The sequence below is a fragment of the Burkholderia sp. SRS-W-2-2016 genome, assembly GCF_001931485.1.
Taxonomy (GTDB): domain Bacteria; phylum Pseudomonadota; class Gammaproteobacteria; order Burkholderiales; family Burkholderiaceae; genus Paraburkholderia.
Genome location: NZ_MSDV01000063.1, coordinates 104,037 through 118,583 on the forward strand (window position 1 = coordinate 104,037; position 14,547 = coordinate 118,583).

At 64.5% G+C, this 14,547-nt stretch carries 13 protein-coding genes; 6 read left to right on the top strand and 7 right to left on the bottom strand.

The annotated features are described in order from the left end of the window. The first annotated feature begins 129 nt into the window (after window positions 1–129). From BTH42_RS27415 to BTH42_RS27430, 4 genes are all read left to right on the top strand, one after another. Entirely contained in the window at window positions 130–1,410 is a 1,281-nt protein-coding gene (locus tag BTH42_RS27415; RefSeq protein WP_075304306.1) for a DUF445 domain-containing protein, read from the top strand. Between the two features lie 165 nt (window positions 1,411–1,575). After that, a complete protein-coding gene (locus BTH42_RS27420; protein ID WP_075304307.1) occupies window positions 1,576–3,561 on the top strand; it encodes an AI-2E family transporter in 1,986 nt (661 codons plus the stop codon). Window positions 3,562–3,747: 186 nt separating this feature from the next. After that, the gene (locus BTH42_RS27425; RefSeq protein WP_075304308.1) at window positions 3,748–5,538 is read left to right on the top strand and encodes an FAD-dependent oxidoreductase; all 1,791 of its coding nucleotides are present in this window, start codon (window positions 3,748–3,750) and stop codon (window positions 5,536–5,538) included. 21 nt (window positions 5,539–5,559) lie between these two features. After that, a complete protein-coding gene (locus tag BTH42_RS27430; protein ID WP_075304309.1) occupies window positions 5,560–5,751 on the top strand; it encodes a hypothetical protein in 192 nt (63 codons plus the stop codon). A 159-nt stretch (window positions 5,752–5,910) separates the two neighbouring features. Here BTH42_RS27430 and BTH42_RS27435 read toward each other — a convergent pair whose 3' ends face one another. The 6 genes from BTH42_RS27435 to BTH42_RS27460 all read right to left on the bottom strand — a co-directional run bounded on the left by BTH42_RS27435 (window position 5,911) and on the right by BTH42_RS27460 (window position 10,473). Continuing rightward, window positions 5,911–7,146 carry a polysaccharide pyruvyl transferase family protein gene (locus BTH42_RS27435; RefSeq protein WP_075304310.1) on the bottom strand — a complete coding sequence of 412 codons (1,236 nt, stop codon included), beginning with the start codon at window positions 7,144–7,146 and terminating at the stop codon, window positions 5,911–5,913. A gap of 3 nt (window positions 7,147–7,149) precedes the next feature. After that, a complete protein-coding gene (locus tag BTH42_RS27440; RefSeq protein ID WP_075304311.1) occupies window positions 7,150–7,332 on the bottom strand; it encodes a hypothetical protein in 183 nt (60 codons plus the stop codon). 106 nt (window positions 7,333–7,438) lie between these two features. After that, a complete protein-coding gene (locus BTH42_RS27445) occupies window positions 7,439–8,209 on the bottom strand; it encodes an ABC transporter substrate-binding protein (RefSeq protein ID WP_075304312.1) in 771 nt (256 codons plus the stop codon). Window positions 8,210–8,277: 68 nt separating this feature from the next. Next, complete coding sequence (locus tag BTH42_RS27450; protein WP_075304313.1) at window positions 8,278–9,075, bottom strand: ABC transporter ATP-binding protein; 798 nt, start codon at window positions 9,073–9,075, stop codon at window positions 8,278–8,280. Then, window positions 9,068–9,781 carry an ABC transporter permease gene (locus BTH42_RS27455; RefSeq protein ID WP_075304314.1) on the bottom strand — a complete coding sequence of 238 codons (714 nt, stop codon included), beginning with the start codon at window positions 9,779–9,781 and terminating at the stop codon, window positions 9,068–9,070. Before BTH42_RS27455 ends, BTH42_RS27450 begins: the two co-directional genes overlap by 8 nt. Then, the gene (locus BTH42_RS27460) at window positions 9,778–10,473 is read right to left on the bottom strand and encodes an ABC transporter permease (RefSeq protein WP_075304315.1); all 696 of its coding nucleotides are present in this window, start codon (window positions 10,471–10,473) and stop codon (window positions 9,778–9,780) included. Before BTH42_RS27460 ends, BTH42_RS27455 begins: the two co-directional genes overlap by 4 nt. 355 nt (window positions 10,474–10,828) lie before the next feature. Between BTH42_RS27460 and BTH42_RS27465 the strand changes: the two genes are divergently transcribed. Beyond that, window positions 10,829–11,911 carry a succinylglutamate desuccinylase/aspartoacylase family protein gene (locus BTH42_RS27465; protein ID WP_075304316.1) on the top strand — a complete coding sequence of 361 codons (1,083 nt, stop codon included), beginning with the start codon at window positions 10,829–10,831 and terminating at the stop codon, window positions 11,909–11,911. Window positions 11,912–12,037: 126 nt separating this feature from the next. Here BTH42_RS27465 and BTH42_RS27470 read toward each other — a convergent pair whose 3' ends face one another. Continuing rightward, window positions 12,038–12,883, bottom strand: coding sequence for an IclR family transcriptional regulator (locus tag BTH42_RS27470; protein WP_075304317.1), 846 nt, complete (start codon window positions 12,881–12,883; stop codon window positions 12,038–12,040). A 304-nt stretch (window positions 12,884–13,187) separates the two neighbouring features. Between BTH42_RS27470 and BTH42_RS27475 the strand changes: the two genes are divergently transcribed. Beyond that, window positions 13,188–14,357, top strand: coding sequence for an aminotransferase class V-fold PLP-dependent enzyme (locus BTH42_RS27475; RefSeq protein WP_075304318.1), 1,170 nt, complete (start codon window positions 13,188–13,190; stop codon window positions 14,355–14,357). The last annotated feature ends 190 nt before the right edge of the window (window positions 14,358–14,547 follow it).

Here is a 14,547-nt window from a genome sequence, read left to right on the forward strand (position 1 = left end):
CCCCGGGTTCAAGCGCGCCATGTTACCTTGCCGGGCCCGCGCCGCGAAGGCAGGCTGGACGCCCGCGCCGCGGCTGTCGCATGATGACGGCGAGGCGGCCGCGCCGCCGCCCGCAAGGACCCCGCCCCGATGGATAAAAGCACCGAACTGAAGAAGGCCAAACGCACACCGTTATTGCTGCTGCTCGCGGCCGCCTGCGTGTTCGTCGTCACCGCGTTCCTGCCGCGCGGGCTGTGGATCGACGGCATCAAGGCGGTCGCCGAGGCCGCGATGGTCGGCGCGCTGGCCGACTGGTTCGCGGTCGCCGCGCTCTTTAAGCGCGTGCCGATCCCGCTGGCATCCGCGCATACCGCGATCATCCCGCGCAACAAGCACAAGATCGCCGACAACCTCGCGCGCTTCGTGCAGGACAAGTTTCTCGACGTGCCTTCGCTGGTCGGGCTGATCCGCCGCCACGATCCGGCGCAGACGATCACCGCGTGGCTCGGCGAGCCGGCCAACACCGCGCGCCTGGGCGACTACGTGGTGCGGTTGACCGGCGGGATTCTCGATGTGGTGGACGATGCGCGCATTCAGAGCTTTATCCGCGGCGCGCTGCGCGACGTGCTCGCGAAGGTCGATCTGTCGCAATCGGTCGGCTCGATCCTCGACACGCTGACCCGCGACGGCCGTCATCAGCAGTTACTCGATACCGCGATCGAACAGGTGATCGCAGTGCTGCGCGAGGAACCCGCGCGCGAATTCATCGCCGCGCGGATCGTCGACTGGATCAAGGGCGAATATCCGACGCTGGAAAAGATCCTGCCGACCGCGCTGCTCGGCGACAAGGGCGCCGACGCGATCGCCAGCGCCGCGAACCGCGCGCTCGCGCAGATCGCCGACAACCCCGCGCACGAATTGCGCGAACGCTTCGACGCGGCGGTGCAGAAACTGATCGCGAAGCTGAAGACCGATCCGGCGTTCATCGCGCAAGGCGAGGCATTGAAGCACTACCTGGTCGAAGGCGACGCGTTCAGCGCGTACGTGAAGGACATGTGGGGCGATCTGCGCGCATGGCTCAAACGCGATCTGCACAGCGACGACTCGGTGCTGCACGCGCGGGTCGCCGCGATGGGCCAGTGGGTCGGCCGCGAACTCGCGAACGATCCGGCGCTGCGGCAATCGTTGAACGATCACCTCGAAGAAGCGGCGCGCGCAATGGCGCCGGATTTCGCGCACTTTCTGACCCGCCATATCAGCGATACGGTGAAGAACTGGGACTCGCGCGAGATGTCTCGGCAGATCGAACTGAACATCGGCAAGGACCTGCAGTACATCCGGATCAACGGCACGCTGGTCGGCGGCTTTATCGGCTTGCTGCTGTATCTGAGCTCGCTGCTGCTGGACTGGCTGCGGGTGTATCTGGTCTGAGCGCGGCTGCGGACCGGCGCGCGCAACGCCGCGCAACGCCGCGCAACCCCGCGCCAATCGGCCAACCCATCTCTAAAACGCCTACAATTCCAGGCATATGTCTTGCTGACGCGCAATGCCGCAGAACGGCCGGCAGCGCGTCCCCAACCGGAATCCTCTGTTCACATGAAAATATCGCTCCCGCCGCCGCATGGGCGGCCCAATCGCGTTTACCCGCCGGGCACGCCGGGCCTGCATGGGCTCGTGTCGCTGATCACCGGCGTGGTGGTCGTCTGCGGGCTGTACTTCGGCAGGGCGGTGCTGATTCCGATCACGTTGTCGGTGCTGCTGAGCTTCCTGCTCGCGCCGCTCGTGCAGATGCTGCGGCGGCTGCACATGGGGCAGTTGCCGTCGATCTTCATCGCGGTGCTGTTCGCGCTCGCCTCGCTGCTCGCGGTCGGCGCGCTGATCGGCGCGCAGCTCGTGCAACTGGCCGGCGATCTGCCGCAATACCAGGAAGCGATCGAACAGAAGATCGAGACGGTGCAGGAAAAAACCATCGGCCGCGCGGATTCGCTGATGAGCAGCGCGGCCACCGCGCTGCAACGGATGGCGCCGTCGCGGCCCGCGCCGCCGCGCCCGACCGGCCGCGCCGCGCGCAACGCGCCGCCGGTTCCGCAGCAGGTCGAGGTGCATACGCCCGCGCCGACGCCGGTGCAGCTCGCGCAGCGCGCGCTGTCGCCGGCCATTGCGCCGCTCGAAACCACGTTCATCGTGCTGGTCGTGACGATCTTCATCCTGTTGCAGCGCGAGGACTTGCGCGACCGGCTGATCAGCCTGTTCGGCTCGCGCGACCTGCACCGCACGACCACCGCGATCAACGACGCGGCGGTGCGCCTGTCGCGCTACTTCGTCGCGCAGCTCGGCGTGAATCTGAGCGCGGGCGGCGTGATCGCGATCGGCCTCGCGATCATCGGCGTGCCCGGCGCGCTGCTGTTCGGCGTGATCGCCGCGCTGCTGCGCTTCGTGCCGTATATCGGCATCTGGATCGCGGCGATCCTCGCGTTCTTTCTCGCCGCCGCGATCCAGCCGCAATGGACGATGGCGGTCTATACGCTGATCCTGTTCATCGTCGTCGACGTGGTCGCCGGGCAGATCGCCGAGCCGCTGCTGTACGGCCATCGCTCGGGGCTGTCGCCGCTCGCGGTGGTGGTCGCGGCGATTTTCTGGAGCTGGCTGTGGGGCCCGATCGGCCTCGTGCTGTCGACGCCGCTCACGCTGTGCGTGGTCACGCTCGGCCGCTACGCGGACCGCCTGAACTTCCTGACCGTGCTGCTCGGCGACCAGCCCGCGCTGACGCCCGCGCAGAACTTCTATCAGCGGCTGCTCGCCGACGATCCGCACGAGGCGATCGTGCAGGCCGAACGGCTGCTGCGCGAGATGTCGCTGATCGACTACTACGACAAGGTCGCGCTCGAAGGACTGCGGCTCGCGCGCAACGACGCGCTGCGCGGCGTGCTGATGCCGGACCAGTTGCAGCGGATCAACGATGCGCTGGTCGATATCGTCGAGAACCTGGAAATCGCCGACGGCCTGCCCGATACGCTCGCGCGGGCCGAGCCGCTCGATGCCGGCCACGCGGTGCTGGCCGCCGCGTCGGTGCCGGGACCGGCGGCGGCCGCGGTGGCGGCGGGCCACGGCTCGGAGCGGCACGACAGCCATGTGCTCGCGCGCTCGCGGCAGTCGGGCGGGACCGGCAAGACCACGGTGCTGTGCGTGCCGGGCCGCGGCGCGTTCGACGAAGTGACGACCTCGATCGCGGTGCAGCTGCTCGGCCGTCAGGGCTACGCGCCGATGATGGCGACCCACTCCGGTTATCGCCACGCACGCGCCGACGAGCCGAGCTTCCGCGATACGCCGGTGATCTGCATCGTGTCGCTCGACGCGCCGGAGTCGCCGCCGTATCTGCGCAACATGCTGCGGCGCACCCGCGAATGGCGGCCGGAAGCGACGCTGGTGATCGGCGTCGGCACCGCCGAAACGCTGGACGATACGGTCGAACTCGATGCGAACGGCGAGCTGCACGCGTCGCCGACGTTCCGCGCGATGCTCGAAGCGTGCCGGGCCGCGACCGATGCGGTCGAGATGCGGCAGCCGACGCCGACGGCCTGAACGGCGCGAACCGGACCGGTTCTTCACACTGGCGTAAAACCGCGCGGCCGCGTAAGCACCGCGCGGTTTTTTTATGTCCGCGCGCCGCGTCGTACCCAAAATGAGGACAGCGGCGTGCGGGCGCTGCTGCATACTGAGTCGAACTACAGGCATGACCACAGACGCCTGAAAAAACCGGAGACAAGTATGACCCGCCCGTTTACCCCCTACCCGTTCGAGCCGCGCCGCTACCCGGCCGAAGTGCCGCCGCTCGTCGATGGCCGCGACCCGGCCGCGCGCGCCGTCGCGATCGTCGGCGGCGGCCCGGTCGGCATGACGCTGGCCCTCGCGCTCGCGCGCCAGGGCGTGCGCTCGGTGCTGCTCGAAGCCGACGACAGCGTCTGCACCGGCAGCCGCGCGATCTGCATCTCGCGGCGCAGCCTCGAAATTTTCAAGCGGCTCGGCGTGGTCGACGGCTTTCTGCAAAAAGGATTGCCGTGGACCGGCGGACGCAGTTTCTATCGCGACGCCGAAGTATTCCGCTTCACGATGCATCAGGACGACGAACAATCGCTGCCGCCGATGATCAACATCGCGCAGTACCAGATCGAACAGCTGCTGCTCGACGAGATCGAACGGCACCCGGAGTTGATCGAGGTGCGCTGGCAGACGCGCGTGACCGGCATCGAGCAACATCCGCAAGGCGGCGCGACGCTGACGCTGCGCAGCGGCGGCGCTGCTGGCGATGTGGCCTGTGCTGCGGAGTCCGCGGGCACCAGCTGGCAAATGGACGCGCAATGGGTGGTCGCGTGCGACGGCGGACGCAGCACGATCCGCGATCTGCTCGGCCTGAAACTGACCGGCACCACGTACGAAGGCCGTTACGTGATCGTCGATATCGAACTCGATACGACGCGCGCGACCGAACGGCTCGCGTACTTCGATCCGCCGTCGAATCCCGGTTCGACCGTGCTGGTGCACAAGCAGCCCGACAACGTGTGGCGCATCGACTACCAGCTACGCGACGACGAAGACCCCGACGCCGCCGTGCTGCCCGAAAACGTGATGCCGCGCGTGCAGAGCGTGCTCGATTCGATGGGCGAAACCGGCGCATGGTCGCCGATCTGGATCACGATCTACAAGGCCAACGCGTTGACGCTCGAACGCTATCGACACGGCTCGGTGCTGTTCGCCGGCGACGCCGCGCATCTGGTGCCGATCTTCGGTGTGCGCGGCGCGAACTCCGGAATCGACGACGCCGACAATCTCGGCTGGAAGCTCGGCTGCGTGGTCAACGGCTGCGCGTCGGCGGCGCTGCTCGACAGCTACAGCGACGAGCGCGTATATGCGGCGCGCGAGAATCTGAGCTACGGGATGAAGAGCACCGAGTTCATGGCGCCGCCGACCTTCGCGTTCGACCTGATGCGCACCGCCGTGCTCGGTCTCGCGCAGCAGCATGCGGCGGTGCGGCCGCTGATCAATCCACGGCAGACGCATGCGATTGCTTATCGGCTCTCGCCGCTCAATCTCTCAACGGAGCAAACGGTCGCGTTCAGCGGCGGGCCGGCGCCGGGCACCGTGTTGCCCGAGTGCCGCTTGCTCAAGCCTGGGCTTGGAAGCGATGGAACGCCCGTCGGCATTCATCTGACCGATCTGCTCGAACCGTGCTTTACGGTGCTGCGTTTCGGCGCGGCGTTGGATGCCGGCAGCGACGCCGAGAGCAACGCCGATGGCGCCGCATGGCGGCAGTTGCAAAGCGCGCTCGCGGGCAGGAAGGTTCCGCTGCGGCTCGTCGATATCGTCGCGGCCGATACCGATACGCATGTGGAGCCGATCGGCACCGTCGCGCTCGACCCGGACGGCCACGTCCAGCGCATGCTCGACGCGCAGCCCGGCAGCGTCTATCTGCTGCGCCCCGACGGCCACGTGCTCGCGCGCTGGCGCGAAGGCAATCCCGAGGCCGTCCAGCACGCGCTCGCCGCGACGCTGAAGATCTAACGCGCAAGGACACTCACCATCATGACCGATAGCGATCTCGACCTCGTCTATACGACGCTGTGCAACACGCTGAGCCACGAAGGCGAAGCACAAGCTTCGCTGTATCTGGCGCGCCTCGCGCTGCTGTGTCTGACCGAACTCGACGACCCGCGACGCGCGCTGGCGTTGATCGAGTCGGCGAAGTTGCGCGCGGGGGCGGCGGTGACGGCGTGACAGCGCCCGCGTGACCGCCCGCTTCGATCAGGATTCCGACGCATCCCGGAACGGCGGCGGGCGACTCACGTCACGGTAGCCGCGAATGCGACCGCTCGACTGTGCGCCGCAAGCTGGGTTCAGGCATGGCCGCCACAGCCCGGCGAGTAGCAATGGGCTTCACGCCAAACCCATCACCTCGCGGGTCCGCGCGAACTCCTCCCGGTAGAGAGCGGCCAGACGGCTGGCCGTGCGCGCCAGCAATTCGCGGTCGCTCGTCAGCGCAGTGAAAACGGCTTCGGCCAACGCATCGATCCCGACGCTGCCCGGCACGCCCGCCGGTTCCCACGTCTCGGCAAACGCGGATTGTTTGGTCGTGTCATGCGCGCGTGCCGGATGGACGAGATTGACGCGCGGCAAACCAAACGCCATCGCGACGATCCTCCCGTGCAGGCTGCTGCCCGCATAAGCGCTCGCATGTGCGATCAATGCGCAGATGTCCCACAGGTCCAGCGAGCGGAAGATTGCTGTATCCGATGTTTTCATCTTTGCCGCGATTCGCTCGTAGCACGCCGGATCGTCATGCCACGGCGCGGCGCCCGCCTGGAAAAACACGATGCCAAGCCCGCTCTCTTGAGACACTCGATCGAGTTCGCGCGCCAGCATGCCGAGCGTCCGGTCGTCGCCGAAATCGGCACTGAACTGCACCGCGATGTAGCCGTTTGGAAACGCTCTGCGCAACCGCGCCACGCCGCTTTGCTCGCTGCGCGCGCGAATTCGCGAGCCGAATAGCTCGGCCACCATCACTGCCGGGTCCGGAACGAGACGTGCAGTGACGCCTGCGGCGGCCAGCACGTTGCGGGTGTGGACGTCGCGCACGCTGACAGCGTCGGCTTGCTTGAGCTTCGCCAGCGCTTCGGCGCGCATGCCGGCATCCAGCCGATCAAAATCGACGCCGCCGGCCGCCAGATACGTGATGCTCGCCGCGCGCGGAAACATCGCGCGAGATGCCATGTACGGAAGCAGCGCATCGAGCCCCGTCTGCGCATGCGCCCACGCGCGCCGTTCGTCGCTGTGTCGATCCAGTCGCGCGATGACCTGCCGCGCTTCGTCACCCGCCAGCAGCATCACCGCGGCTTCCCAGTCGGAGCACGTGAGGATTTCGCCGCCTGCATGCACGACATGCACGCGCTGGTGGCCGAGTCGCGCGGCCAGTTGCGCGAGCGACTCGACCGCGTGGCCGCCGTATGCGCGCATGTCGCGCCGCGCGAGCCCGGCGAAGATCAGGTCGTCACGCAGGTCGTCACGTTCGAATAACTCGGCCGCGATATGCGCGAACAGCAGGTCGCCGAAGTTGTGGCGATCGAACGCGCCGAAGATAACGACCGGATCATGCTTTGCAAGTTGTTGCCTCACGGTTCACGCCCCGTCCTCATCCGCCACCGTCTCACCGGCCCCGCGCCGCTTATCGCGCCACTCCACCACCTGCCACGCGATCAACCCCGGCAAAAAAACGATGATGTCACGAAACCGGCGCGCGCCCGCGAGCGCGAGACAGGTCTGCGGATCGAAGCCCAGCGAACGGAATTTGCCGCTGGTCATGCGATTGAAGAGTTTGCTCAGGCATACGAACGGGCTCCCTGACACCGCTGCGCTACGGCGGCGGCTTCGATCTGATCCGTGCTGCTAACTAAATGCTTCCTGGGCTTCAGCTGCCGTACGGATCGAACTGAAAATACTTGCCTGCCAGACGCTTATACGTACCGTCGGCCAGCATATCGGCGATCGCCTTGTCGATCTTGTCCTTCAGCTCGACGTCGGATTTGCGCAGGCCGATCCCGGCGCCGTTGCTCGCATACACATTGCCGCCGGAGAACTTGAAGTCGGCCCCTTGCGGCGTGCGCAGAAACCCGTATTCACCGACCGCCGCGTCCGTAAAGCAGCCGTCCAACCGCCCGGCCGACACGTCCGCGAACACCTGATCGAAGTTCGGATAAGAGACCACGCGCGCGCCGGCCGGCGCCCAATGTTCCTTCGCATAGCTCTCGGGGACCGTCCCTTGCTGGAAGCCGATCGATTTGCCCTTCAGCGACTCGGGAGTCGGTTCGAGCGTGGTGTCCTTGCGCACGATCAGCTTGTTGGGCGTCTTGTACAGCCGCGACGTAAACGCGATCACCTGTTTGCGTTTATCGGTGATCGACATCGAAGCGAGGATCGCGTCGAACTTCTTCGCCTGCAGCGCGGGAATCATCCCGTCGAAATCGTTCTGCACCCATTCGCACTTCGCGTTGATCCGCTTGCAGATCTCGGTGCCCAGATCGATATCAAAGCCGATCAGCTTGCCGCTCGCGTCGCGCGACGAGAACGGCGGATGCGACGGGTCCACCCCGTAGCGAAGCGTGGACCAGTCTTCGGCGCCCGCATGCGCCGACATCAGCGTCGACGCGCACAGCAGCAAAGCGGACATGAACCTTTTCATGATTGAGAGTCTCCAGTTGCCAGCGTGAATAGGTGTGGGTGAAATCGGCGGGTTGCGTGAGCAAAGCATCACGCGGCCGACAGAAAGCGTCGCAGCCGGCTGTTCGCGGCGTTCGAGAAAAGATCCTGCGGCTTGCCCTGCTCTTCGATTTTTCCTTCATGCAGGAAGATCACTTCGCTCGACACATTGCGGGCAAAGTTCATTTCGTGCGTGACGACGATCATCGTGCGGCCTTCGGCGGCGAGCTTTTGCATCACCTTCAGCACTTCGGCGACCAGTTCCGGATCGAGCGCGGAGGTCGGCTCGTCGAACAGCAGTACTTCGGGGTCCATCGTCAGCGCGCGCGCAATCGCGACGCGCTGTTGCTGACCGCCGGACAGATGCGCGGGATAGCGCGACGCGATATTCGCGCCCAGCCCGACCTTCTCCAGATTCGCGCGGCCGCGCTCTTCCGCTTCCTTTCTGCTCAAGCCGAGCACATGAACCGGCGCGTGACTAACGTTGTCGAGCACCGTCATATGCGGCCACAGATTGAAGTGCTGGAACACCATCGCGAGCTTCGAACGGATCCGTCGCAACTGCTGCTTGTCGGCCGGCCGCAGCACGCCGGCTTTATCGCGCTTCATGCGGATTTCCGCCTGGTTGACGATGATGCGGCCGGCCGAAGGAAGTTCGAGCAGGTTCATGCAGCGCAGCAGCGTGCTTTTTCCGGATCCCGACGAACCCAGGATACTGATCACGTCGCCGGCGTGCGCGCTGAGCGACACGCCCTTCAGAACTTCATGCGAACCGAAGCTTTTATGCAGGTCGTCCACGACGACCTTCGCGGCGGTGCCGGCCGGGCTATTCGAGCTGTGGTTAATCATTTTGCGGTTTCAGATAAGCGAGCCAACGGTTTTCCGCCTGACGGAATAGCCAGACCAGCGCAAACGTGATGGCGGTATAGATCACGAATGCGATGCCGAACGCGGCGAACGATTGATAGGTGGCCGAATTGACGTCGCGCGCGACCTTCAGCAGATCCGGCACGGTGGCGGCGAACGCCACCGAGGTCGAATGGAACACCAGGATCACTTCGTTGCTGTAGCTAGGCAACGAGCGACGCAGCGCCGACGGCAAAATCACGTGCAGGTACAGCTGAAACCTCGACATACCGGCTGCCAAGCCCGCTTCGATCTCACCCGCGGGTGTCGCCTTGATCGCACCGGCGAAGATTTCGGTCGTGTACGCACAGGTGTTGAGGACGAACACCAGCAGCGCGCAGCGCATGCCGTCGCGAAAGAAAGTACTCGTCAGTTCGTGATTGCGGATGATCGCGAGGCTGAACAGCCCCGTATAACAAAGCAGCAATTGCACGAATAGCGGCGTGCCGCGAAACAGATAGGTGTAGAGCCACACGCTTCTCGACACCAAGCGGTTGGCGGAATTACGGGCGACGGCCATCGGCACCGCCAGCACCGAGCCGACCACGACCGAAAACAACAGCAGCCAGATCGTCACCACGAGGCCGGTGAACTGATAGCCGTCCGTGTAGAGATAGGCGCGCCAGTACTCGCGAAAGACGTCGATCATACGGTCACCTTGCGCACGCCGACGTTGTAGCGTTTTTCGAGGTACAGCAGCACGAAATTGGAAATCGTCGTAATCAGCAGATAAACGAACGCCGCCACCGCGATAAAGAAGAAATAGCGCGTAGTGCTTTTGCCGGCATCCCGCGCGGCCTTGACGACATCGGACAAACCGATGATCGACACCAGCGCCGTCGACTTGACGATCACCTGCCAGTTATTGCCGACCGCCGGCAGCGCGAAGCGCATCATCTGCGGAAACAGGATGTGCGCCAGCACATGCGCTGGCGACATGCCGAGCGAGGTCGCCGATTCCATTTGGCCGCGCGGTATCGCGAGAAACGCGCCGCGGAAAGTTTCGGTGAAATAGGCGCCGTGGATCAGGCCCAGCACGATCACGCCGGCGGCGAAAGGTTTGATATCGATCTGCGTCCAGTGCATCCGTTCGGTCAGGCCGTTCAGCAGGATCTGGATGCTGTAGTAAAGCAGCAGCATCAGCACCAGATCCGGCGCGCCGCGCACGAGTGCCGTGTAGCCGTGAGCGAGCCGTGCGATCACGCGCGAGCCGAACAGCTTCGCCGACGCGCCAAACAAACCGATCACGAAAGCCAGCGCCAAAGAACATAACGCCAATTGCACGGTCTTCAGCGCGCCGTCGAGAACGAGGCCGCCGTATCCATCAAAAAGAGTTTTCATCGAGTGCATTCGTTGCCGCCGGTGAGTGGTTCACGGGTCGCGTTCGCATGGCGTCCCGGTACGTTGCATTTGAGCGCACCGAAAAGCTTCTGTCAACAAAGTACCGACTAGTGGAACTACCAAGGTCCGTTTAATGGAATATAATGAAAAACCCTGACTGTGGCCGTGGGCGCACGACTGTTCCGCTGCCAGCCAGCGGCCGTGCATCTGCCGCACCGCGCTGCTGCGGGATGTAAGTTCCATTTACCGGAACCAGTCGTTTGACAACGGATATGACGCTACGGACAATCCGTTGCGATCGAGAAGCGCGAGCGCTTAACCTGCTTGCGCTTCGGTACGAACCAAGGAGACACGCATGATTGTTAACCGGACGCCATTACTGTCGCCGGCCATCGGCACTCAACGCGAGCTGGTGAGTTTGACTTTCGGCCCGCAAGGGGCCGCGAAGAAGATTTATATGCAGGCGTCGCTGCACGCGGACGAGACCCCGGCGATGCTCGCCGCGACCGTGTTGCGCAAGAAGCTTGAAACACTCGAAGCGCAACGCAAGCTAACCGCGGAAATAGTCCTCGTTCCGGTCGCGAACCCGATTGGCCTGAGCCAGCACGTAATGGGTCAGTTCTTCGGCTGCTTCGATCTGAACGGTTCGCAGAATTTCAACCGGGGCGTGCGCCGTCCTTCCGAGTTGCTGACCGGACTCGACGGGCGCCTCGGCGACGACCCGGCCAGCAATAAAAAGATCGTGCTGGATGCGATGCGCGAAGTGCTGGACGCGCAAAAGCCGACGACCGAATTCGAGTCGCTGCGCGTGACGTTGCAGAAGCTGTCGTTCGATGCGGACATCGTTCTCGACATCCACTGCTCACTGGAAGCGGTGATCCACCTGTACACGACCAACGCCGCATGGCCGCGAATCGAACCGCTCGCGCGCCATCTGCAATCGAAGGCGCAGATGTTGAGCGACGACACCGGGCTCGGCTTGTTCATCGAAGGCACGAATCTGCTGTGGGCGGACGTGAAAGCGCGCTTCGGCGACCGCTACGCACTGCCTGAAGGCCCCGTCGCCGCGATTATCGAATGCGGCGGCGAACGGGAAGTGTCGTACGAGACAGCGGAACACTACGCCAGCGCGATCCTTGCGTATCTCGCCGACCAGGGCGCGATAGCCGGTAGCGTGAGCGACGCACCGGCGCTGCTGCACCCGGCGACTCAGCAATCGGCCAGCGAGCATTTCTACGCGGCGAGCAGCGGGATCGTCGTGTATCGCAGCGAGATCGGCGCGCGGGTAAAAGCCGGCGACCCGATCTGCGACATCGTCGATCCGATCAGCGGTGAATCGACAACGCTGACGAGCCATTCGGAAGGGATGTTTTATATGCGGCGGGCCATCCGGTTCGCGACCGCAGGCGCCGAGATCGGCCGGATTACCGGCGGTTAAGCCGCGCCTGCCGCGAACTCGCAAGCATCGCTAACGGTTTAGTGCTGGGCGGTTAATGCGTCACTTCGCGGATCGGGCCGCGTTCAGCGCGAGCCCGGTCCACGAAGAACAGCGCGAACCGCTGCCTCACGAGCGCTTGCGTCGAGCCGGCTTCGCTTCGGTTTCGGCTTCGTCCGCGCCGCCGTCGAGCACGCTGAGAATCCGCGTGATCCGCAACGCCGCGGCCTGCAGCGTCGGCACCAGCAACGTGATTTCCTCGAGCGATTTGCGCGCCTTCGGCGCCGAGATGCTCAGACACGCGATCAGCCGGCCATTCGGTCCCGCGATCGGAACCGCGGCGCCCACCACGCCGATCGCGAATTCGGAATCGTTGGTCGCATAACCGTTCTTGCGCACCAGCTCGATCTCCGGGCGCAGGCGGTCGGGATCGACGATCGTATAAGGGGTGATCGGTTCCCACGGGCCGCTGAGCAGATACGCGTCGAGCTGCTTTTTCTCCATGTTCGCGAGAAACACCCGTCCGCTCGACGTGCAATGCACGGGCGCCCGATGCCCCTTCTGGAAATTGAGCGTCAACGGCGAGTTGCCGATCGCGCTGTCGATATAGACGACCTCCGAGCCGCGCATCACGCCGAGGCTAATCGTCTCGGCGGTGCGCCGCGACGTCTCCACCAGCAGCGCGTGAATCGGTCCATTCGAAGTGGACGCCGCGAGGATATTGGTCGCCAGTTCCAGCAGCCGCGGCCCGACCTGATAGCGGCCGCGCTCGACGCCATGTTCCAGAAATCCGAACTCTTCGAGATTGCTGACGAGACGATGGGCGGTGGTCTTCGGAATGCCGAGCGCGGTGACGATGTCGGCGGTGGTCACGCGGCCAACCTGGGCGGCCATCTCGATGATGTGAAACGCGCGCTCGGTCGGCGACACTTCCGACTCTGGCGCTTCGGGGACGGGGCTTTCTTCCGTGCGCATATCTGCTGGTTCGGTCTCGATGAATGAAGGGATGAACGTTCCGTCGTGAGTGGCCGCGCGGCGGGCGGACGCCTAGCATAACCGATCCGGGCCGGTTGCCGGCACAGTCAGGTTCGGCCCGGCACCGGTCGCCGCTGTAGTCATCACGGCCACCATTTTCCATAAAAATACCGAAAATTGGAACTTCAATAAACCACTTATCGGAATTCATTATTGACAGCGACGGATGATGCTCGTCTAATGCGTGCACCGGTGCGCGGTCCGGCGCCCTCCCCGATCACATCCAGAAGTGAGACTTCGCCCCATGATTCCGACTGAAACGCTTGCCGCCGTTCGTGAACAGTTCCCGGTCACCGCACGTCAGCTGTACCTCGATTCCGCGCATCAGACTCCGCTGTCGCTCAGCGTGCGCGACGCGCTCGCGGCGTTTCTGTCCGAGGGCTACGAGATGGCGGGACCGAAGACGCTGTGGCTGCGTCGCGTCGAGGAAACCCGCGCGACGGTGGCCGGCTTCTTCAACGCCGCGCCGTCCGAGATCGCGTTCACGAAGAACACGTCGGAAGGGCTGAACATCGCCGCGAACGCGGTGCCGCTGAAGGCCGGCGACAACGTCGTGCTGATCGAAGGCGATCACCCGAACAACGCGTATGCATGGCTGAATCTGAAACGCAATGGCGTGGAGGTGCGCTTCGTGCCGCTGCGCGACGACGAGATCGCCACCGCGCAGACCTTCGAGCCTTATATCGACGAGCGCACCCGCGTCATCACTCTGTCGCACGTGACGTTTCACGCGGGCCAGGTTCACGACCTGATGAGTATCGGCAAGCTGTGCAAGGAGCGCGGCATCTATCTGGTCGTCGACGCGATGCAGTCGGTCGGCGTGATTCCGCTCGACGTCAAGGCGCTCAATATTTCGGTGCTCGCCGCGGGTACGCATAAGGGGCTGCTGGTCCCGCAAGGGTTGGGCGTGCTGTATATCGCCGACGGTCTCGACGAATTGCAGCCCGCGTATCTGGCGATGTCGAGCATGGCCAATCCGCCGGCCGATTACGTGGCGCGTCCGGACGACCTCGCGGTGCGCAAGGACGCGCTGCGCTTCGAATTCGGCAACGTCAACCTGCCGGACGTGCATGCGCTGTCGGCGGCGATCCGGCTGATCGAAAGCGTCGGCGTGCCGGACATCCAGAATCATGTGATGGAACTCGGCGATCTGCTGCTCGCGCATCTGGACCGGCTGGGCGTCGCGGTCGTCGGGCCGCGCGAGCGCGGCCAGCGCAATCACATCTATGTGCTGAAGCTGCCGGTCGAGCAATGGGCGGCGTTCTTCGCCCGCAACGACGTGCGGGTGTCGCCGGAGCGCGGCGGCATTCGTATTTCGGTGGCGATGTTCAACAACGTCGAAGATATCGAACGGCTGGTCGACGTGATCCGCACCGGCCTGGAGAACGACCTGCCGCGGCAGGCGGGACGCTGAAGACGATCCGGAGAACCGGGCACGGCTGCCCGCAAACCGCCGCGTGCTTACTTAATGGTTGCGCCGCGTTTTGGGATCAGCCGCCGGTTTTCCGCGCATCGGCGCGCCGCCATTCATGCGAATGTTCACGCGCCAACCGATGTTCCGTAGTTCTAACATCGCGCACCAGATTAGCTGCTATCTTCAGAAG

Excerpts from the sequence above, each read along its gene's own strand:
- BTH42_RS27415 (WP_075304306.1), top strand. The coding sequence starts at position 130 with ATGGATAAAAGCACCGAACTGAAGAAGGCCAAACGCACACCGTTATTG.
- BTH42_RS27440 (WP_075304311.1), bottom strand. The coding sequence starts at position 7,332 with ATGACCAGCGGCAAATTCCGTTCGCTGGGCTTCGATCCGCAGACCTGT.
- BTH42_RS27450 (WP_075304313.1), bottom strand. The coding sequence starts at position 9,075 with ATGATTAACCACAGCTCGAATAGCCCGGCCGGCACCGCCGCGAAGGTC.
- BTH42_RS27425 (WP_075304308.1), top strand. The coding sequence starts at position 3,748 with ATGACCCGCCCGTTTACCCCCTACCCGTTCGAGCCGCGCCGCTACCCG.
- BTH42_RS27445 (WP_075304312.1), bottom strand. The coding sequence starts at position 8,209 with ATGAAAAGGTTCATGTCCGCTTTGCTGCTGTGCGCGTCGACGCTGATG.
- BTH42_RS27430 (WP_075304309.1), top strand. The coding sequence starts at position 5,560 with ATGACCGATAGCGATCTCGACCTCGTCTATACGACGCTGTGCAACACG.
- BTH42_RS27420 (WP_075304307.1), top strand. The coding sequence starts at position 1,576 with ATGAAAATATCGCTCCCGCCGCCGCATGGGCGGCCCAATCGCGTTTAC.
- BTH42_RS27465 (WP_075304316.1), top strand. The coding sequence starts at position 10,829 with ATGATTGTTAACCGGACGCCATTACTGTCGCCGGCCATCGGCACTCAA.
- BTH42_RS27455 (WP_075304314.1), bottom strand. The coding sequence starts at position 9,781 with ATGATCGACGTCTTTCGCGAGTACTGGCGCGCCTATCTCTACACGGAC.
- BTH42_RS27470 (WP_075304317.1), bottom strand. The coding sequence starts at position 12,883 with ATGCGCACGGAAGAAAGCCCCGTCCCCGAAGCGCCAGAGTCGGAAGTG.
- BTH42_RS27460 (WP_075304315.1), bottom strand. The coding sequence starts at position 10,473 with ATGAAAACTCTTTTTGATGGATACGGCGGCCTCGTTCTCGACGGCGCG.
- BTH42_RS27475 (WP_075304318.1), top strand. The coding sequence starts at position 13,188 with ATGATTCCGACTGAAACGCTTGCCGCCGTTCGTGAACAGTTCCCGGTC.